The sequence below is a fragment of the Pseudomonas typographi genome (assembly GCF_014694385.1).
In the GTDB taxonomy this organism is placed as follows: domain Bacteria; phylum Pseudomonadota; class Gammaproteobacteria; order Pseudomonadales; family Pseudomonadaceae; genus Aquipseudomonas; species Aquipseudomonas typographi.
The window spans coordinates 139,695-160,270 of the sequence record NZ_JAAOCA010000012.1 but is presented as its reverse complement, the minus strand read 5'-3'; the positions used below and the strand labels follow the sequence as shown (position 1 = coordinate 160,270).

General features: G+C 64.1%; 16 protein-coding genes. 11 read left to right on the top strand and 5 right to left on the bottom strand.

Translation table 11 applies throughout. The features are described 5' to 3' along the window. Positions 1-3,695 (bottom strand): glycosyltransferase family protein (locus HAQ05_RS11600; protein WP_476705387.1); only part of this gene is annotated, 3,695 nt, incomplete at its 3' end. A gap of 231 nt (positions 3,696-3,926) precedes the next feature. On the opposite strand from HAQ05_RS11600, the gene HAQ05_RS29070 reads away from it, so the two are divergent. Beyond that, positions 3,927-4,061, top strand: a complete 135-nt coding sequence (locus HAQ05_RS29070) for a hypothetical protein (RefSeq protein WP_274601964.1) — start codon at positions 3,927-3,929, stop codon at positions 4,059-4,061. A 76-nt stretch (positions 4,062-4,137) separates the two neighbouring features. Here HAQ05_RS29070 and cobF read toward each other — a convergent pair whose 3' ends face one another. Together cobF and HAQ05_RS11590 are read right to left on the bottom strand one after the other, a co-directional pair. Continuing rightward, positions 4,138-4,902: a precorrin-6A synthase (deacetylating) gene (gene cobF, locus HAQ05_RS11595; RefSeq protein WP_190420587.1), complete on the bottom strand. Its 765-nt coding sequence runs from the start codon at positions 4,900-4,902 to the stop codon at positions 4,138-4,140. A 245-nt stretch (positions 4,903-5,147) separates the two neighbouring features. Beyond that, positions 5,148-5,450, bottom strand: coding sequence for a con-10 family general stress protein (locus HAQ05_RS11590; protein ID WP_238935108.1), 303 nt, complete (start codon positions 5,448-5,450; stop codon positions 5,148-5,150). Between the two features lie 626 nt (positions 5,451-6,076). Between HAQ05_RS11590 and HAQ05_RS11585 the strand changes: the two genes are divergently transcribed. Together HAQ05_RS11585 and HAQ05_RS11580 are read left to right on the top strand one after the other, a co-directional pair. Beyond that, a complete protein-coding gene (locus HAQ05_RS11585; RefSeq protein ID WP_190420585.1) occupies positions 6,077-7,378 on the top strand; it encodes a hypothetical protein in 1,302 nt (433 codons plus the stop codon). Between the two features lie 294 nt (positions 7,379-7,672). Further along, on the top strand, positions 7,673-9,379 hold the full coding sequence (locus HAQ05_RS11580) for an amidase (RefSeq protein ID WP_190420583.1): 1,707 nt from the start codon (positions 7,673-7,675) through the stop codon (positions 9,377-9,379). An 89-nt stretch (positions 9,380-9,468) separates the two neighbouring features. Here HAQ05_RS11580 and HAQ05_RS11575 read toward each other — a convergent pair whose 3' ends face one another. Together HAQ05_RS11575 and HAQ05_RS11570 are read right to left on the bottom strand one after the other, a co-directional pair. Next, entirely contained in the window at positions 9,469-9,795 is a 327-nt protein-coding gene (locus tag HAQ05_RS11575) for an NIPSNAP family protein (RefSeq protein WP_190420581.1), read from the bottom strand. A 141-nt stretch (positions 9,796-9,936) separates the two neighbouring features. Beyond that, entirely contained in the window at positions 9,937-11,301 is a 1,365-nt protein-coding gene (locus tag HAQ05_RS11570) for a formimidoylglutamate deiminase (protein WP_190420579.1), read from the bottom strand. Positions 11,302-11,563: 262 nt separating this feature from the next. On the opposite strand from HAQ05_RS11570, the gene HAQ05_RS11565 reads away from it, so the two are divergent. The 8 genes from HAQ05_RS11565 to hutH all read left to right on the top strand — a co-directional run bounded on the left by HAQ05_RS11565 (position 11,564) and on the right by hutH (position 20,567). Beyond that, positions 11,564-12,142: a HutD/Ves family protein gene (locus tag HAQ05_RS11565; RefSeq protein WP_190420577.1), complete on the top strand. Its 579-nt coding sequence runs from the start codon at positions 11,564-11,566 to the stop codon at positions 12,140-12,142. Between the two features lie 363 nt (positions 12,143-12,505). Next, positions 12,506-14,185, top strand: coding sequence for a urocanate hydratase (hutU, locus tag HAQ05_RS11560; RefSeq protein ID WP_190420575.1), 1,680 nt, complete (start codon positions 12,506-12,508; stop codon positions 14,183-14,185). A 131-nt stretch (positions 14,186-14,316) separates the two neighbouring features. After that, positions 14,317-15,174 (top strand): transporter substrate-binding domain-containing protein, encoded by an 858-nt coding sequence (locus HAQ05_RS11555; RefSeq protein WP_190420573.1) that lies wholly within the window; start codon positions 14,317-14,319, stop codon positions 15,172-15,174. Between the two features lie 62 nt (positions 15,175-15,236). After that, complete coding sequence (locus HAQ05_RS11550; RefSeq protein ID WP_190420571.1) at positions 15,237-15,959, top strand: ABC transporter permease; 723 nt, start codon at positions 15,237-15,239, stop codon at positions 15,957-15,959. A 15-nt stretch (positions 15,960-15,974) separates the two neighbouring features. Continuing rightward, positions 15,975-16,712, top strand: coding sequence for an ABC transporter permease (locus HAQ05_RS11545; RefSeq protein WP_190420569.1), 738 nt, complete (start codon positions 15,975-15,977; stop codon positions 16,710-16,712). Between the two features lie 16 nt (positions 16,713-16,728). Beyond that, complete coding sequence (locus HAQ05_RS11540; protein ID WP_190420567.1) at positions 16,729-17,520, top strand: ABC transporter ATP-binding protein; 792 nt, start codon at positions 16,729-16,731, stop codon at positions 17,518-17,520. 82 nt (positions 17,521-17,602) lie between these two features. Continuing rightward, positions 17,603-19,057, top strand: a complete 1,455-nt coding sequence (locus HAQ05_RS11535) for a purine-cytosine permease family protein (protein ID WP_190420565.1) — start codon at positions 17,603-17,605, stop codon at positions 19,055-19,057. After that, complete coding sequence (gene hutH / locus HAQ05_RS11530; protein ID WP_190420562.1) at positions 19,044-20,567, top strand: histidine ammonia-lyase; 1,524 nt, start codon at positions 19,044-19,046, stop codon at positions 20,565-20,567. The genes HAQ05_RS11535 and hutH overlap by 14 nt, the downstream gene beginning before the upstream one ends. The last annotated feature ends 9 nt before the right edge of the window (positions 20,568-20,576 follow it).

Below are 20,576 nucleotides of genomic sequence, written 5' to 3'. Positions count from 1 at the left end.
ATCCAGTCGGCGCACTGCTCGGCCAACGCGGTGTACCAGTAGTGGGTTTCATCGCCGCTGCCGACTTGCAGGCCCGCGGCCAGGGTGGCGGTGGCCTGCACCAGGGCCAATAAGGCTTCGGCATCGGGCTGCGCTGGGGTTTGTTCAAGGCCCTGGCGCAGTTGTTTCAACAGCGGTTGGTTAGGGTCGGCGGGGCCGTGCGTTTCAACCAGCGTATCGACGGTATCGCGCAGGCCGCTGATGATGGCGGGGCCGAACTGCGGCGCGTCGGGCAGCTGCGCCAGCCCCGAGCGCAGGGTCAGCAACAGCCCCGCGAGGTTGCCGCTGTCAACGGTCGAAATGTAATGCGGGTGCAGCGGTTCGAGCGTTTGTGTGTCGTACCAATTGTAGAAATGCTGCTGATGGCGCTCCAGGGCGTTCATGCTGGTAAGCGACGCCGATAACCGGTGCAGCAGCCGTTCGGTGCTGAGGTAGCCGAAGTCGTGGGCAGCCAGATGGGCAAGCAGCGCCATGCCCATGTTGGTGGGCGAGGTCCGGTAGGCGATGGCCGGCTTCGGTGCTTCCTGGATGTTGTCTGGTGGCAACCAGTTACCTTGCGGGCCTACGAATTCATCGAAAAACCCCCAGGTTCTGCGGGCCAGCACCCGTAGAAAACGCAGCGCCTCGGCCGAGGGCTCGAACAATGCCGGTGCTGGTGGGCAACTTAGGCGCCAGGCAATCCACGGGCCGGCCAGCCACGCCAGCAATAGGGGGCTGGCGATGGCCAGGGTCGCCGGGTCGAAGGCCAATATCGGCAGCGTGATCAGGGCACACAGCGGGCCGACCCACATGTGCCGATAAACTGCCGGCAGGCGGTTGGCCGTGGCGCGCTCCACTTCGCGGGAGGGTTGCCATTGCAACAGCAGGCGCTTGCTCACACTCACTCGCCACAGCGAACGCACGATCGCATCGGTGCTGTAGTACATTTCGAAGGGCAGCCAGGCTACGGCCAGGCCGGCGCGGGCCAAGTCGTGGGCCAAGCCGGCAAGCAGCGCGGCCAGGTAGTGCCGGTAGGGCATCTCGGCCGGCGGATGCATCAGGTCGGTGATGGCCTTGAGCAGCGGCTGCAGCACCAGCAAGCCGACCACCGTCAGGGTCCAGGCCAGGGGGTCGCGGCTGCCGAACCAGCCCCAGGCCAATATCACCAACAGTGCCAAGGGCTCCAGGCTGCGGCGCAGGTTGTCGATAATCTTCCAGCGCGCCATCACGCCAAGCCGGTTACGCTGCCAGCGGCCGTCGGCACCCCGCGCCCATGGCAGGGCCCAGGGCAACAGCTGCCAGTCGCCACGTATCCAGCGGTGGCGGCGTTTAACGTCGGCGCTATAGCGCGAAGGGTATTGCTCGTAAAGCTGCACGTCGCTCAGCAGGCCCGAGCGGGCGTAACAGCCCTCGATCAGGTCATGGCTGAGGATCTGGTTATCCGGCAGGCAGCCGTGCAGGGCGCAGGTGAACGCATCAACGTCATAAATGCCTTTGCCAATGAAAGAGCCCTGCTGGAACAGGTCTTGATACACGTCCGACACCGCGCGGGTGTAGGGGTCTACCCCGGCGTCGCTGCCAAACAGGCGGGCGTAGAGCGTGCGCGCGGTGCTGGTCAGGCTTACGCTGACGCGCGGTTGCAGCACAGCATAGCCGGAGAGGATCCGCTCACCGCCGGCGTCGAACACCGGGTGGTTCAACGGGTGCATCATCGCGGCCACGCATTGGCGGGCAACATCCCGTGGCAACAGCGTGTCGGTATCGAGGGTCAGTACGTAGCGTACCGACTGCAACAGGCTGGTATCCCCAACAATGGTGTTAAAACGCTCGCGGCCCTGGCCACGTAACAGCGCATTGAGTTCGATCAGCTTGCCGCGTTTGCGTTCGTGGCCCATCCACACCTGTTCTGCGGGGTTCCACCGGCGCGGGCGATGCAGCAAGAAGAAACGGTCGGCCAGGCCGGCTGCGTATTTTTGGTTCAGGCGGCCAATGGCCTGGGTCGCCAGGGCCAGCAACTCAGCGTCCTGGGCTTGAACCTCTTCGGCTGCATCGAGAAAATCGCTAAGCAAGGCGAAGAACACATTGGCATCGCGGTTGGCCAAAAAGCGCACCTCCAAGCCTTCGGCCAACTCTTCCACATCGCTTGCGGTGGCGATCAGCGTGGGTACCACCACCAGCGTGCGGGCGCTGTCGGGGATGCCATTGGCGTAGTCCATCTTGGGCAAAATCGCCGGTGCCAGGCTAAACGTCACCCGCCAGTTGACCAGGCTGAATGCCAGCCGGCTGGTCATGATCAAGCACGGGATCACTAATGCCAGCAGCACGGCGTCGGGCACCCCATCGCCGTATACCGAGGCCAGGAACGGCCAGGCGAACAGCAGCGTGAGCAGGGCGACCGGCGCCAGGTAAAAAGCCAGCGGTGACTGTTGTAGCAGGCGTTTCCAGCGTTCTTGAAGCGGCACCGTGGCGTTAAGCTCGCGCTCCAGGGTGGGCACGCCGGCACCCACCAGGTAATAGCCCACATGCCGGGCCAACGCGGCGGCGGGCGGTGCGGCGTTGCACAGGCCAATGGCATGCTCGGCGATCTGGATCTCCGAATGCTGGCTGCGCCTGCCCAGGCGTTCGACCACGTGCCGGTATCGGTCGCGGGTGGCAAAGTCCATGGCCGGGTAAACCGCTGCCGGGTCGGTATTCAAATGCTGTTCGACGTGGCTCATCGACTCGACGAACTCACGCCAGTTGGTGGTGGCTACCAGGCGTAGGCTGCCGATGCTGTTGCCAATGGACACCTGGTCGGCCGCTTGTTGCTGGGTGTCCAGTTGCACCTGGCGCTCGATGCTGGAGCCGGTTTCACCGAGCATTTGCTCGATCCAGTTCAGCGGCAGCGCCAGCGCGGCGCTTTGGCCCTGCAAGCGGCGGGTGAGTTCGGCAACGAAGGCGGCGGTCATCGGCGGGGCCGAACGTGCCATGTCGGCCACGGTGAGCACCACGCTTTTAACGTCGAGCTCAGAAGTCTCGATCAGTCGCTCGGCCCAGTCGTCCGCCAGGTTGCGGTCGTCCCAGTGGGCCATTACCCGTGACGCCACCCGGCGCAGGTTTTCGATCAGGGCCAGGCGCAACATGATCGGGATGGCCCACAGTTCACCCAGCGCCAGCGGCGTGACGCTTTGGTAGGAAATAATAAAGCGGCTCAGGCTTTGTTCATCCACCCAACCGTCGCCGTGGGAAATGGTTTCTAGGGCGATGTCATAGACCCTCGGCAGGCCTGCCGAAGGGCCGGTGGTAAGCCCTGGCAATTCGCGGCTGTAGCCTTTGGGCAAGTGTGTTTTGGCGGTGCGAATGTGGTCTTCGACCAAGACGTAGTTGTCCAACAACCACTCGGCTGCCGGGGTGGCGCGGCGGCTGGCCACCTGTGCCTGGCCCAAGGCCGTACAACTGCGATTGAGCAGGGTTTCGTTGTCGGCCAGCCTGCCTAGCAGCGAGTCGGGCGGGGGCCGCGCGCTGAGGTGGTGCTGCCCGGCCAGGATGATACCGTGGCTGGCCATTTGGTCGGCGCTGAACAGCTCCGAGCGCAAGATCGGTTCATATTCGAACCTGGGCTGGGAGAATTTGCCCATTCGCCAAAACGTAGCCGGCCGCGAAGCCGCCACCCACGCGCGTTTCCATATGCTGATCATAAGCCCCCTGGCCGGCACGCACGCCCGCTATGCCGAACGGTTGTGAAGTGTGCCAACACCGAGCGGTGCCTATGGGCGGTGTGCCGTAGCCGCCAGCGTAATAGCCGGGGGTGGGGGTTGTCTGTTCGCTGGCGAACATAGCGGGTAGCGCCGCCTAATCGGCTGGCCATTCGGTGATGGCCCAGGCGTCTGCCAGGTGCCCGGGCAACGACCGCGTGGCTGCAGGCGCCGGTGACGACGCGCTGCGGGCGCTTATTGCAAGTGCGCTTGATCGGCGAGTACGCAGCAACGCTGGCCGCCGGCAACCTGGTGGTCGCCAAGAAGGGGCAGGCCGAGGCGTTGCAAGCTGCTGGGGGTAAGCGATGAGGCGGCTGTTGCGTGAGCCTGCGCGGGAAGGTTCAGCGCGGTTTGCGGGGCACCACGGCGGTAGGGTGGTGGCCGGTTAGTCCTCGTCGCCAGGCGGCGGTTGCAGCAGGTAGGTGTCCATGATCCAACCATTGGCCCGGCGCGCCGCCTGGCGCACTTGCTCGATCTGCTCGGCGACATCGGCCAGCTTGCCGGCGATCAAGATTTCGTCCTCCGTACCCAGGTAGGCACCCCAGTAAATGTGTTCGTCCGGCGCCTGCAGGTGCTGGTAGGCGTTTTCGCCATCGAGCATCACCACCACGCTGCCGGCGGTGTTCGCTTGCCCCTGGGCCAGCCGCCTGCCGGTGGTGATCTCGACCGGGCCGCCAATGCGATTGAGCGCCACCTTGTGGCTGGCGGCGAGGGCTTGGATGCTGCTGATACCGGGAATCACCTCGTACTCCAACTCGCGGCCGCCGGCTGCAATGGCCTGCACGATGCGCAGGGTGCTGTCGTACAAGGAAGGGTCGCCCCATACCAGCAACGCACCGCATTCGCCGTCCGCCAGTTGCTCGTCGAGCAGGCGCTCGAGCAGGCGCTGCTTCGCTTGGTTCAACGCGTGCACGCTGGCCGTATAATCGCCGCCGCGGTCGCGCTCGGGGCTGGCCGCCTCGACAAAACGGTAGCGGCGGTGGTCGATGTACCGCTCGCAAATCGCCCGGCGCAGGTGCATGAGTTTTTGCTTGGCGCTGCCCTTGTCGAGCAGGAAGAACACGTCGGTGCGGTTCAGCGCGTGGATCGCCTGGACCGTCAAGTGCTCAGGGTTGCCCGCGCCGATGCCGATGATCAGTAGGGTTTTCATGCCGTGGCCCCTCGGTGCTGGCAATGGTTTCTACAAGGATGCCGTGGGTCGATGAAGGCGGGTAGCCCAATGCAGGCTTTTACATGCAGTCGGCCACAGGGCCCAAGAGCATAGCCGGCGATCGGCCCGTCTGTCGCTGTGGGGGTTCGGGAAGGCGCCGCGTAGGGCGATGGTTTGGGGTAAGGCTGGAGGGTGTTGGGCAGGCAGGGGCAGCAGATGCTGCCCCCGAATATCGCTACAACGCTTTATTTTTTGCCGCTGTGGCTGCTGCTATGGCTGTGCTCGCCGCCTTTTTTGCCGGCTTCCGACGCTTTTTCTTTGTCGTGGGCGAAGTTGCCAGTGTTGCCGCCTGCTTTACCCGATTCGGTCGCCTTGTGCTGGGTGCTGGTGGTGCTGCTGGAGCCCCCTTTTTTACCCGCCTCAGAAGCTTTTTTGTGATCGTTATTGAAGTTGCCTGGATTGTTACTTCCGGTATTAGCCATTTTTAACTCCGTACGTCTTATGGTGAACCTGAAATGGATCAGGTAATACCTTTGAGGCGGCGCCATTTAGGGCAGTTCGATCTAACTTATAGGGCCCGACGAGCGGATCTAAACACCTCTAAACATTATATTGGCCCCCATGACGGAGGCGCCCCAATACCTGGCGCGGCAAAGGTTGGCGACAGGGTCGAATGCCCGGCCGCCGGCCTGTTGCCGGTCACCTAGGCACCGCGTGGGGCGTTGATGGTGCAGTGGGCGCCGGGCTACTGTGAATATTAAAAATATAGTTAAGCGGTCGCCGTTAAAGTCGCTATATCGCGGCGGTGTGACTATTGGCTTTTATCCCCATTGCCATGGCCTGTTTACCGTGGCGCTATTGATAATGTGAGGGCCTGGGGGGTGTGCCCGGTCAATAAAGTTTGCGCTACCTATTAAAAAAGCCGCTGCTGCAACGCCGGTTTATTACCGGCGAACGTGGTGTGGCAACTGCGCATGAGGGCCGGCCCCGAAGCGGCAAGGCCCACGGTACAGTTACCCGCATCAGGGCGGGGGCGAACGTTCGAGACGCTGCGCTGGCGATCCCCTAGGCCGGGGCAGGTGGTTGCCCACAGGCTAAAGGGCGCTATGCTGTCGCAGATTTCCCGTCTTCAGGCTGCGGTCGATGACGCCCCTTTGCGCGCCAAGGCCCGCCCATGCCCACACGCTTACTGCTGCTGTTGCAAACATTCATTCTGCTTACGGCCTACCCTGTACCCAGCCAGGCTGCCACGATCCAACCCTTGCCCGAGGGTGGCGCGCCCGCGCCCTTAACCGGGGGCCTATTGCAGCCTGGCTGGCAGGCGACGGCCGAGCAGGCGCTGGGTGATATCCGTGCCGTGGCGCTGCAAATGCCAGGCGGGGCGGTGCCTGCCTCGAACCTGGGCAGCGACGCCGGGCTGGCCAAGGCGGTTATCGAGGCGTTCCTCAAGGCCCCCAACGCGGCCGCCCCGGGCCGGCAGGCCAATGCCTGGGTAACCACGCTGATAAACCCGTTGTGGCAGGCCAACGTATCCAGCGCGGTGGCCGGGGGCGGCGCCGCAGACCGCATCTCCCAGGCCTTTACCCTCGGCAATGCCGCGCTGCAGTTGGGCCGCAGCGTTTACGGCGGCCCGCCGGGCGCGGCGGCCTATGCGGCCTGGTGGGCTTACCGGCAACCCGGGGCGACGCCCGCGCAGGCGCTGCGGGTGGGGTTGCTCGCCGGTGCCGGGCTGTGGGCTGCGCAGCTAGGCGATAACGGCACGGCGGTGGCCGCGCCGGTGATCCAGCGTACCAGCCTGGCCGCCGCCCTCGGTGGCTTGGCGGTGGCCGCGGCGGGCGGTGATGAACAGGCGCTGCGCGAGGTGTTTTTCGGGGTGGGCGCGGCGGCGCTGCTACAGCAAGGTTCGCAGGTGTACTGCCTGTCGGCCACTGTGCAATGCCAGCCGCTACCGGCCACGGCGGCGCTTTACCGGGGCGGGCGCTTCGCCGGCTGGGCGGTGGACCGGTTAACGCCAGTGGCCGCGCAGGCCGGCGTGGCTTTTCCCGATGCACCGGCGCACAGCCCTGCGGCAACCGCGGCCATGCCGCGCCCCCACGGCTCGCTGTCGCTCGGGCAGGGTTGGACGATGAACTGGTACATACCTCAAGGCATCGAGCGCGGCCTGTTGTACCCGCTGGTGGTGCTCACGCGCCAGCCCGGCGCGGCCTCTTCGGCCAACCCTGCGCCGCTGCCAGGGCCTGTGCAGCCGCGTTATGTCTGTGCGCGCGGCGGTGACACCCGCGCGATCTGGGTGGTGCCGGGAAACAGCCGTGGCGGTTACGTATGCCGTACCCTTTACCGGGTGGGCAGCACCCAAACGGTGCTGTGGAACGCCCGGCAAAACCCTGAGGCGTGCGAGGCCAAGGCACGTGCCCAGGTCAACCGGGAACGGGCGAAAGGCTACCGATGCAACGTGGTTGAAGGGCAGGGGGGCTGAGCGCTGAGCACGCCTGTGGCGTTCTGGCTGTGCGCAGGAGCATTGGTAGATGAAGGGTGCTGCCGGTAAAAAACAGCCCGCAGCAAAAGCCATCGGCAAACGGTGTAGCCAACTTCTGAGCCACTTCAGCTCGGCGCCGTGACGGCACGGGTGCCGCCGCGCCGCGCTTGGTGTTAAATAGGCGCACAACGTTGCCAAGCCGGCCCTGCCGCGCGCCCTACGAGTACCCCCTATGAACATTCAGACAAACCCTGCCTTTGCGGGCGTTACCGGCCTGCCACCGGAGGTCCGCGCATGATCGAGGTCACCGAGGTGCCCATTGCCCAATTGCGGGCCGCGCTCGAAACAGGCACAACCACCGCGGTGGAGCTGGTGCACGCTTACCTTGCCAGGGTCGATGCCTACGATGCCCCCGGCACGCCCACCGCCTTGAACGCGGTGGTAGTGCGAAACCCCGATGCGCTGAAAGAGGCGCAAGCTTCTGACGCCCGCCGCGCCAAGGGCAAGCCACTGGGGCCACTGGACGGCATCCCGTATACGGCCAAGGACAGTTACCTGGTGAAGGGGCTTACTGCCGCCTGCGGAAGCCCCGCCTTTGCCAAACTGGTGGCCTACCGCGATGCCTTCACGGTCGAGCGGCTACGCGCCGGGGGCGCGATCTGCCTGGGCAAGACCAACATGCCGCCGATGGCCAACGGTGGCATGCAGCGAGGGCTGTACGGCCGGGCGGAAAGCCCATACAACGCAGGCTACCTCACCGCGCCGTTCGCCTCGGGTTCTTCGAACGGCGCAGGTACGGCCACCGCTGCCAGTTTCGCGGCGTTTGGCCTGGCGGAAGAAACCTGGTCGAGCGGGCGTGGGCCTGCCTCGAACAATGGCCTGTGTGCCTATACGCCGTCGCGTGGGGTGATCTCGGTGCGCGGCAACTGGCCGTTGACCCCCACCATGGACGTCGTGGTGCCTTATGCCAGAACCATGGCCGATCTGCTCGAGGTGCTCGACGTGGTGGTGGCCGACGACCCGGACACCCGGGGCGATTTATGGCGGATGCAGCCGTGGGTGCCGCTGCCAGGTGTCGCCTCGGTGCGCCCGGCCAGCTACCCAGCGCTTGCGGCAACGGCCGAAGCCTTGACGGGCAAGCGCTTCGGCGTGCCACGGATGTACATCAACGCAGACCCCGACGCCGGCACCGCCGCGGCGCCGGGTATCGGCGGGCCAACCGGGCAGCGCATCATCACCCGGCCCTCGGTGATCGCCCTGTGGCAAGCGGCGCGCCAAGCGTTGCAAGCTTGTGGCGCGGACGTGGTCGAGGTCGATTTCCCCCTGGTGAGCAACTGCGAGGGTGACCGCCCAGGGGCGCCGACGGTCTTCAACCGGGGCCTGGTGTCTACTGAGTTCCTTCACCATGAACTGTGGGAGCTCACGGCCTGGGCATTCGATGATTTTCTGCGGGCCAACGGCGACCCTGCCTTGAACCGCCTGGCCGATGTCGAGGGCGCGCTGATTTTCCCCCATGACCCCGGCACCCTGCCCAACCGCGAAGGGGACCTGGCCGCCGGCATGGACGAATACGTGAGGATGGCGCAACGTGGCCTCACGCCGTGGCAGGAGATTCCCACCCTGGCGGCCGGTTTGCGTAGCCTTGAACATACCCGCCGCCTCGACCTGGAGGATTGGATGGACCGGCTGGGGCTGGATGCGGTGGTGTTCCCGACGGTGGCCGACGTCGCCCCGGCCAATGCCGACGTCGACCCGCAGGCGGCGGATATCGCCTGGAGTAACGGCGTTTGGGTGGCCAATGGCAACCTTGCCATCCGCCACCTGGGGGTACCCACGGTGACGGTGCCGATGGGCCTGATGGCAGATACTGGCATGCCGGTGGGCCTGACTTTTGCTGGCCGTGCCTACGACGACTCGGCGCTGCTTCGCTTGGGCTCGGCATTCGAATCGCTAGGCAGCAAGCGTGTGATACCGCCGCGCACGCCACCCCTTGGCCAGTAGTGGCCGGGTACCACGGCACAGCGCGCGCCCGCCCTGCTGCCGGGGCCGACATGCGGCGCCATCACGGGCCGTGGCGGTACCCGCGCGGCTTATTTCAGCGCGGAATACGCCGTGGGTTGCAAGAACTGGTTTTCGATACGCTCAACGATGGGTTTTTCCGCCTCGCTTTCGGCGCGCTTGGCGATCCATTGCGGGTCGGCCTGAAACGCGTTCCATTTTTGCTCACGTTCGGCCAGGCTTTCCCACTGCAGCAAGTAGGTCAGTGTATGGTTGGACGGCCCGGCCAGGGTAGTCCAGAAGCCAATCTGGCGAATGCCGTACTTCTCGAAAAAGCCCAATGTGGTTTGGGTGAAACGCTCGTTCAGCGCCGGCAGGCGGCCTGGTGCGCAATGGTAGGTGCGCATCTCGACGATCATGGCGATGCTCCGTGGTGAAGGTGTTTTAGCATAGCCTGATGGCGGCGGCGGTGGATACCTGCCAAGCCCGAGGCGGCGACCGGCAGGACATGACCGCGGTGGTGCGCAGCATCGAAGGCTGGGCAAAAAACCCGTGAGTGGCTAACCCAGCAATTGCCGCAGCACCTCGGTGAACGCCCGCGCGCTATGCACTTGCGCGGCGTGGCGGCCTTCGCGCACCACCCAACGGCCGTTGACCATCACGTCGCGTACCTGGTGGTCGCCGCCGGCGAACAGCCAGCGGTTGAGGATCGCATCCTCGTGGGCGGTGGCAAGGTAGGGGTCGGCACCGTCGAGCACCAGCCAATCGGCCCGGCGCCCAGCGGCCAGCGCGCCCACCGCTTGGCCCAGGGCTTGGGCGCCGCCGCCCAGGGCCGCATCGAATACGCTGCGGCCAACGCCAGGTTGCCGCTCGCTGTGCAAGCGGTTACGGCGTTGGTCACGCAAGCGTTGCCCGTATTCCAACCAGCGCAGTTCTTCTACCACGCTCAACGACACATGGCTGTCTGAGCCGATGCCGAATGCCCCGCCTTGGGCCAGGTAATCGACGGCAGGGAAGATCCCATCGCCCAGGTTGGCTTCGGTGGTCAGGCACAGGCCCGCCACGGCCCCGCTGCGGGCCATCGCGCGGATTTCCTCGGGGTTGGCATGGGTCGCATGCACCAGGCACCAGCGCCGGTCCACCGCCACGTGGTTAAACAGCCATTGCAGCGGGCGTTCGCCACTCCAGGCCAGGCAATCGTCGACTTCCCGCTGCTGCTCGGCGATGTGCAAGTGAACCGGGCAGGCCGGGTCACTGGCCGCCAGCACGTCGGCGATCTGCACGGGGGTAACCGCCCGCAGGGAATGAAAACACACGCCTAATTGTTGTGCCGGCTGCTGGGCCAGCAGTGGCGCCAGCCGTTGCTGCAACGCCAGGTACTGCTCGGTGCTGTTGATGAAGCGGCGCTGGCCCGCGTTGGGCGCTTGGCCGCCGAAGCCCGAATGGGTGTATAGCACCGGCAGCAGGGTGAGGCCGATTCCGGCCTCGGCGGCCGCCTGGCTGACCTGGCGCGACAGCTCGGCGGGGTCGCTATAGGGCTCGCCGGCCAAGTCATGGTGGACATAATGAAACTCGGCCACCGAGGTGTAGCCCGCCTTGAGCATTTCGATGTACAGCTGGCGGGCGATGATACCCAGTTGTTCAGGGTTGATTTTGCCGACCAAGCGGTACATCAGCTCGCGCCAGGTCCAGAAGCTGTCGTTGGGGTTGCCGGCCACCTCCGCCAAGCCGGCCATCGCCCGCTGGAACGCGTGGGAATGGACGTTAGGCATTCCCGGCAACAGCGGGCCTTGTACAGTTTCGGCGCCGTCGCGGCGCGCATTGGGCTGTACCTGGGAAATCGAACCGTGGGCGTCGACCTCGATGCGCACATCCCGGCACCAACCTTGCGGCAGCAGGGCGCGTTCGGCAAAGAAAGCGGGCATTACCATCCACCTCGGAGAAATTTGTATATACATATACAGCTGTTTTCCGGGCCGGTAAACTGCGGCCCATCACGCTGCCACTTCGTTGAACGACCTAAAAAGGGAACCTCATGCCTACTTCGTGCCCAGTGCCTATGCAGGTCGAAGCCTGCCGGCTGTGCCTATGGGTTGGCCGGCGCACGTGGCCCGGCCGGCCGCCAGTGGCGGCAGCGTCGCTGGGCCATCCTGGCACTGGGCAATGCCTACAAGGGGGGCGCGGTAAATGAACCCACTGACCGTGCTGCGCGCTGGCGATTACCCTTGCATGCCCTGGAAGAACGGCGGCGGAAGCACGCAAGAAATCACCCGTGACGGCGGCGCCGGCCTGGACGGTTTTGGCTGGCGCTTGTCGATCGCGGATATCGCGGCGTCGGGTGGTTTTTCCCGTTTCGCCGGCTACCAGCGGGTGATTACCGTGTTGCAAGGGCAGGGAATGCAACTCATGGTAGACGGCGCGCCCAGCCGGGTACTGCGGCCTTTCGATGCGTTCGCGTTCAATGGCGACAGCGATGTGGCCTGCCAACTGCTGGGCGGGCCCATCCGCGATTTCAACCTGATTTATGCGCCCAGCCGCTATCGGGCGAGGCTGCAATGGTTCGAGCACGCCACACCCCAGCGGCTGTTCAGCGCCGCGGCCCACGTGCTGGTATTCAGTGCCGCCGATGCGCTGAAGGTCAGCCAGGGCGAGCAAGCGCCTCAGTTGCTGGGCCTGTATGACTGCGCACAGATGCGCCCCAGCGGCGGGCTGGTGGAGCTTACCCTTGAGGGCCATTGCTGCGTGGTCGAGCTTTCGCCGCGGTAATTCCCCGGCCGGCAATCCCGTGCACCAACTTCTGCCAAACCGTTACCGTTTGCCCCGTTAAGGGGCAGGCGTGCCGGCCCGGTAACGCTTGGCCCGCCGCCCGGCGCCCTCCCTTGCCAACTGCATTCCCGTGGCTACCCTGCACGCTATGGGTATCCCCACGTATTGAACGCCTGCAAACCGCCCAAGTGCCAAACTTGGCAATCGAATTGCATGTGCCTGTATGTACAAGTAAAGACGTGCGTGCATTTGGCGCGCCTGCAGCCCACAAGAAGTGACCTGGCTGCCCGCGCCGCTACCCGTGCGGGCCGGCTGGCCCCAGGTGTGGGGCGGCTTGAATTTGACCGCAGAGGAGTTTGATTCGTGACTGACAATGCCCATAACACATTTCGTGATGTCGAAATTCGTGCCCCACGCGGTAACCAACTGACCGCAAAAAGCTGGCTGACCGAAGCGCCGTTGCGCATGCTGATGAACAACCTCGACCCGCAAGTGGCCGAGAACCCCAAGGAGCTTGTGGTGTACGGCGGCATCGGCCGGGCGGCGCGTAACTGGGCCTGCTACGACAAGATCGTCGAAAGCCTGCGGGCGCTGAACGACGATGAAACCCTGCTGATACAGTCTGGCAAGCCGGTGGGGGTATTCAAAACCCACAGCAATGCACCGCGGGTACTGCTGGCCAACTCCAACCTGGTGCCCCACTGGGCCACCTGGGAGCATTTCAACGAGTTGGATGCCAAGGGCCTGGCCATGTATGGGCAGATGACCGCCGGCAGTTGGATCTACATCGGCAGCCAAGGCATCGTGCAGGGCACTTATGAAACGTTCGTCGAAGCCGGCCGCCAGCATTATGCTGGCAACCTGCGCGGCAAATGGGTACTCACCGCCGGCCTGGGTGGCATGGGCGGGGCACAACCCTTGGCGGCGACCCTGGCCGGCGCCTGTTCGCTCAACATCGAATGCCAGCAAAGCCGCATCGATTTTCGCTTGAGCAGCCGCTACGTCGACGAACAGGCCGAGGACCTGGACGACGCCTTGGCGCGCATTGCCCGGTACACCGAGCAGGGCAAGGCCATTTCCATCGCCTTGCTGGGCAACGCCGCTGAAATCCTCCCTGAGCTGCTCAAGCGTGGCGTGCGCCCAGACATGGTCACCGACCAAACCAGCGCCCACGACCCGCTGAACGGCTACCTGCCCGCCGGCTGGACCTGGGCGCAATACCGTGACCGCGCAAAAACCGACCCCGCCGCGGTGGTCAAGGCCGCCAAGCAATCGATGGCGGTGCACGTGCGCGCCATGCTGGAGTTCCAGCGCCAGGGCATCCCCACCTTCGATTATGGTAACAACATCCGCCAGATGGCCAAGGAAGAGGGTGTTGTCGAGGCGTTCGACTTCCCAGGCTTCGTGCCGGCCTATATCCGCCCATTGTTCTGCCGGGGCGTCGGGCCGTTCCGCTGGGCCGCGCTGTCGGGTGACGCCGAAGACATTTACAAAACCGATGCCAAGGTCAAGGAACTGATCCCGGACGATGCGCACTTGCACACCTGGCTCGACATGGCCCGTGAGCGCATCAGCTTTCAAGGCTTGCCGGCACGTATCTGCTGGGTCGGCCTGGGCCAGCGCGCCAAGTTGGGCTTGGCATTCAACGAGATGGTCCGCAGTGGCGAACTCTCGGCACCGGTGGTAATTGGCCGCGACCACTTGGATTCAGGCTCCGTGGCGAGCCCGAACCGCGAAACCGAAGCCATGCAGGACGGCTCCGACGCGGTGTCCGATTGGCCGTTGCTCAACGCACTGCTCAATACCGCCAGCGGCGCCACCTGGGTGTCATTGCACCACGGCGGTGGGGTGGGCATGGGCTACTCCCAGCATTCGGGCATGGTGATCGTGTGCGACGGCACCGACCAAGCGGCCGAGCGCATCGCCCGGGTACTGCACAACGACCCGGCCACCGGGGTGATGCGCCACGCCGATGCGGGCTACCAAATCGCAATCGACTGCGCGGCAGAGCAGGGCCTGAACCTGCCGATGGTCACCCGCTGAAACCCAATAGCCTGCGGCGCCGCCCCTGCCGGAGGTTGGCGCCTAATTTGCTTGTGGTTGTATGTACAAGCTATGGCCTCTAAGTAAACCCTTGTAGCCCTAATCTTATTCGACTGGCAGGAATTCTCACGATGGCGCAGAAATTCGGATCGCTCGGTTCATGGATGGTGGCTGCGGCCATGCTGGCATGCGCACCCCTGGCTCAGGCCAAAGACTGGACAACGGTGAACATCGCCACCGAGGGCTCTTATGAGCCCTGGAACCTGACCCTGCCCGGGGGCAAAATCAGCGGCTTCGAGCCGGAACTGATACAAACCCTGTGCGAGCGCATGAAGCTCACCTGCAACCTGGTGGTGCAGAACTGGGACGGCATGATAGCCAGCCTCAACGCGGGCAAGTTCGACATGCTGATGGATGCGATCGTGGTCACCGAAGATCGCAAGAAAGTGATCGCCTTCTCGGTGCCCTACGCCCGCACCCCGGCCAGCTTCGTTGCCCTGGACGCCAACTTGCTGCCAGGCAAGCCTGGCCCGGCCAACGAAATCACCCTTGGCATGGACGAACAGCAGGTCAGTACCGCCATTGCCCCGCTGCGCGAGGCACTGAAGGGCAAAACCATCGGCATTGCCTCGGGCACGATCTACACGCCGTTCATCGACGATCATTTCAAGGACGTCGCCACGATCCGTGAATACAACGCCTCGGCCGATACCATCCTGGATTTGCAGGCCGGCCGGATCGACGTGGCATTCGACGATGTGACCTTCCTCGATTCGCTCAAGGCCAAACCCGACGGGCAGAACCTGGCCTACACCGGCCCCCAGATCGGTGGCCCGATCTGGGGCGACGGTGAAGCGCTGGCCTTTCGCCAAACGGATGGTGACCTCAAGGCGATGTTCGATGCCGCGCTCAAGCAAGCCCTGGCCGACGGCACGGTGAAAAAGCTCAGTGAGAAGTGGTTCAAGTTGGACTTGACGCCCAAGTCCTGAGGTGGGCCAGCCCAGTGCCGCCAGGCGCTGGGTTTTCCACGTGTTTGCGCTAGGAACGATTCATGACGCTCTTGCAGATGCTCAGTTTTGCCGACACCGGTTGGGGAATGGCCTTGCTCAAGGCTGCCCTGATGACGCTGCTGTTGACCCTGGCCGCGCTGCTGATCGGCGCCCTGGTGGGCAGCGTGATCGCCGCGGCCAAGCTTTCGCGCCGCCGAGTATGGCGCTGGCTGGGCGACGCCTACTCGATCCTGTTCAGGGGGATACCTGAGCTGCTGTTGATCTACCTGTTCTACTTCGGCGGCGCCAGCGTGGTGTCTGCCGCCCATCACTGGCTGGGCGGTGACGGTTACGTCGACGTGCCACCGTTCCTGGTCGGTGCCATTGCCGTGGGGTTGATTTCCGCGTCTTACCAAGCCGAGGTCTACCGTGGCGCTTTCATCGCCGTCGCCAAGGGCGAGTTGGAAGCCGCATTGGCCATCGGCATGGGCCGTGCCATGCGCATTCGCCGGGTACTGATGCCGCAAATCTGGCGCTATGCACTGCCGGGTTTGGGTAACGTGTGGCAGATGAGCCTGAAGGACTCTGCGCTGATTTCGGTGATCGGGTTGGTGGAGCTGATGCGGGCCAGCCAGGTGGCGGCCGGCTCTACGCACCAGTATTTCACCTTCTACATCGTGGGCGGGGCCTGTTACCTGATCCTCACCGGGCTCTCGGGCCGCGTGTTCAACTTCGCCGAAGCGCGCGTGCAACGCACGCAGCGGCGCAACCCTGCACAGTCTTGAGACGGCGAGCCTACGATGATCGACTTTGCCTTTATGAGCGATACCCTGCTCAAGTTGCTCGGCGCCTTGCCCACCACCTTGACGCTGTTCTTTTCATCTCTGGCGCTGGGCTTGCTGCTCGCGTTGGTGGTGGTGGCCATGCGGGTGAGCCGGTGGCCGTTGCTCAGTTATCCGGCGCGTTTTTACATCATGCTGTTTCGCGGTACGCCCCTGCTGATCCAGATGTTCCTGATCTATTACGGCTTGGGGCAGTTTCCGGCGGTTCGCCACAGTGTTCTGTGGGTGGTACTGAAATCGCCCTACGGCTGCGCCGTGATCTCGCTGGCGCTGTGTACCGCCGGCTACACCGCCGAGATCATTCGCGGCGGCCTGCAAAGCGTGCCCCGGGGCCAAATCGAAGCCGGGCAGGCGGTGGGGATGAGCCGCTGGACACTGCTATGGCGGGTGATAGGCCCAATCACCTTGCGCCAAGCGCTGCCAGCGTATTCCACCGAAGCGGTGCTGCTGGTCAAGTCTACGGCCCTGGCGAGCTTGGTCACAGTCTGGGACGTCACCGGCGTAGCCCAGCAGATCATCCAACGCACCTACCGCACCATGGAAGTGTTCATCTGCGCGGCGCTGATCTACCTGGTGCTGAACTTTTTGGTGGTGCGTGCGGTGGCCTGGGTCGAGCATCGGCTGTCGCCACACCTGCGCGAGCGACCGCTGGGTGCGCCCGGCAAACCTACCCCCGAAACCGCCCCCCATTCCTGATGCCACGGAGCTTGCCATGAGTACTCACGTTCAGGCCGCGCTGTCGGTCGCCAATATTCATAAAGCCTTCGGTGCGGCCCAGGTGCTCAAGGGCATTTCGCTGGACGCCCACAAAGGCGACGTTATCTCCATTCTCGGCGCCAGCGGTTCGGGCAAAAGCACGTTCCTGCGCTGCATAAACCTGCTGGAAACCCCGGACGAAGGCCGCATCGTGCTGGATGGCGAAACCATCGAAATGAAGCGCCACCGTGACGGGCGCCTGCTACCGGGCAGTAACCGCCAAGTCGAAGCCATGCGCAGCAAGCTGGGCATGGTGTTCCAGAGCTTTAACCTGTGGTCGCACATGACCGTGCTGCAAAACGTCATCGAAGGCCCTATGCGGGTACTCAAGCGCGCGCGCGCCGAATGCGTGGAAGAGGCCGAGCACCTGCTGCACAAAGTGGGCTTATACGACCACCGCGATTACTACCCGGCCCACCTGTCCGGTGGCCAACAACAGCGCGTGGCGATTGCCCGGGCGCTGGCCATGAACCCGCAGGTGATGCTGTTCGATGAGCCCACCTCGGCCCTGGACCCGGAGTTGGTCGGCGAAGTGCTGCGGGTGATGCGCGCGTTGGCTGAAGAGGGGCGCACCATGCTGGTGGTCACCCATGAGATGGGGTTCGCCCGGCACGTGTCCAACCGGGTGGTGTTCATGCAGGGCGGGCAAATCGACTGCGAAGGCACGCCCAGCGAACTGTTCGAGGGGTTGCCAACGGAACGCTTTCGGCAGTTCGTATCCAGCCACCAGCAACGCAATCACGAATGACCCGGTAGCGCCCGGTAGCACACATCGTCGTCATCCATCAAGTTAGGCCGCTGCACAGGGCAGGGCCGTCGGGGGTCGTTGTATGGCACATTCCACTGCATCATGGGTAGAAAAACGTTCGATCGATTACATCCCCGAGGCTGAGCGCCATGGTCGGCCCTTCAGCCAGTTCACCCTCTGGTTGGGCGCCAACTTGCAAATCACCGCCATCGTGACCGGGGCGCTGGCCGTGGTGCTCGGTGGCGATGTGTTCTGGTCGCTGGTGGGCTTGCTCATCGGCCAGTTGCTCGGCGGCGCGGTGATGGCCCTGCACGCGGCCCAAGGGCCACGGCTCGGGCTGCCACAGATGATTTCCAGCCGGGTCCAGTTCGGCGTATATGGGGCGGTGATCCCGCTGGTGTTGGTGTGCTTGATGTACATCGGCTTTTCCGCCAGCGGCTCGCTGCTCGCCGGGCAGGCCATCGCGCAGTTGGTCAAGGTCAGCGATTGGCAGGGCATCGTGATCTTCGCGGCGCTGATCGTTGTGCTGACGATCTTCGGTTATCGGGTGATCCACCTGTTGGGCCGGGTCGCCAGCGTGCTGGGGGTCGTCGCGTTCGTTTACCTGTTCTATGCGCTGCTGGCGGGCAACGACGTTGGCGCGTTGCTGGGTAACAAGCACTTCTCGCTGAGCAGCTTCCTGCTGGCGATGTCCCTTTCGGCCTCGTGGCAAATCGCGTTCGGCCCCTATGTAGCGGATTATTCGCGTTACCTGCCGAGCAACACCTCGGCGCCGGCGACTTTTTGGGCGGTGGGCTTGGGCTCGGTGATCGGTGCCCAAGCATCGATGGTGTTCGGTGTGTTCGCCGCTGCCTTGGCCGGCAAGCAGTTCGCCCACCACGAGGTGTCGTTCATCGTTGGGCTGGGCGGCACCGGTATCGTCGCCGCCTGGCTGTACTTCAGCATTGCCTTCGGCAAACTGACCATCACCACGCTCAACGCCTACGGCAGCTTCATGTCCATGGCCACCATCGTCAGCGGGTTGCGCGGCAACCGGCACATCCCCGGCGCGCTGCGCTTGCTGTACATTTTTGCCATGGTGGGCATCGCGACGCTGCTGGCGCTGTTGGGCAAGGACTCCTTCCTCAAGGACTTCTCCGCGTTCATTCTGTTCCTGCTGGCGTTTTTTACCCCCTGGAGCGCGATCAACCTGGTCGACTTCTACTGCATCACCCAAGAGCGCTACGACATTCCGGCGCTGTCGGACCCCAACGGCCGTTACGGGCGCTGGAACTTCACAGGCATCGGCATTTACATCTTCGGGGTGCTGATCCAACTGCCGTTCATCTCCACGCAGTTCTACACCGGCCCGCTGGTGGCCAGCCTGGGTGATACCGATATTTCCTGGATCATCGGCCTGGTGGTGCCGGCGCTGGTTTACTACTGGGCCGCCAAGCGCTTTCACACACCGATCCCGGACCGGTTGATCCGGCCGCACGATGATTCGGCCATGCTGCCCGAGGTAGGGGTAAGGAGCGTTAGCGATGTTGCTGGTTGAGAACGTGGTCATCGCTGATGCCAACCTGCGTTGGCAAGACGTGGTGGCGGTCGCCCGCCGCGGTGCGCGCCTGCATGTATCGGAGCAGGCCTGGGCGCGTATCGACAACGCCCAAGCCATCGTCCAACGCATCGTTGCCAGCGGTGAGCGCGCTTACGGTGTGAACACCGGGCTGGGCGCGTTGTGCAACGTTTCGCTGCAGGGCGAACAGCTTAGCCAGTTGTCCAGCAATACCTTGCTCAGCCATGCCTGTGGCGTCGGCAAGCCCCTGACCGACGAACAAACCCGCGCGATCATGTGCGCGGCGGTGATCAACTTCTGCCAGGGCAAATCCGGCTTGCATCGCCAAGTGGTCGAAGGCCTGCTCGCGCTGCTTAACACCGGGATCACCCCGCAAGTGCCGTCCCAGGGCTCGGTGGGCTACTTGACCCATATGGCGCATATCGGTGTGGGGTTGCTGGGTATTGGCCCGGTGAGTTATCGCGGGCAGGTTATCGATGCCAGCCAGGCCTTCGCCGCCGAGGGCCTGCAGCCGGTGCAACTGGGGGCCAAGGACGGGCTGTGCCTGGTCAACGGCACGCCCTGCATGACCGGCCTCAGTTGCCTGGCCTTGGACGACGCTTGGCGCTTGGTGCGCTGGGCGGATGTGATCGGTGCCATGAGCTTCGAAGCACTGCGGGGCCAGATCGACGCCTTCGACCCTGCAGTCATTGCGCTCAAGCCGCACCCGGGCATGGCGGTGGTGGCGGCGAACCTGCGCACCCTGCTCGAAGGCAGTGAGGTCATCGCCAGCAGCCGTGGCATCCGCACCCAAGATGCCTTGAGCATCCGCTCGATCCCCCAGGTACACGGCGCCTCGCGTGACCAATTGAACCATGTGACGCAGCAAATCGAAATCGAGTTGAATTCGGCCACGGACAACCCATTGGTGCTCGGCACGCCGCAGGCTTACCGGGTAGTGTCGCAAGCCAACCCCCACGGCCAGTCGGTGGCCATGGCGGCCGACTTGCTGGCGATTACCGTGGCCGAGATCGGTGCGATCGCCGAACGCCGCCTGGACCGCATGATCAACCCCCTGGTCAGTGGCTTGCCGGCGTTTTTGGTCAGCCAGCCCGGGGTGAACTCGGGGATGATGATCGTGCAATACGTGGCCGCGTCCCTGTGTGCCGAAAATCGCCAGTTGGCGCAGCCCGCGGTGGTGGATAACTACGTAACCTCCGGCTTGCAGGAAGACCACCTGAGCATGGGCACCAATGCCTCGTTGAAGCTGCACCGTGCGTTGGAAAACTGCACGCATATCCTGGCTATCGAATACCTGCTCGCCGCCCAGGCGTTCGAGTTTCTCAAGCAGCAACGGTTCGGCGCCGGTACCGGCAAAGCCTGGCAGCTGTTGCGTGAGCGTATCCCCCCTTATGATCAAGACCGCTGGCTGGCGCCAGACATCACCGCCAGCGCAGCACTCCTCAAAGACTCAGTATTACTGGGCCAGACTTTTCCGGACTTGCGTTAGGAGCGCCCC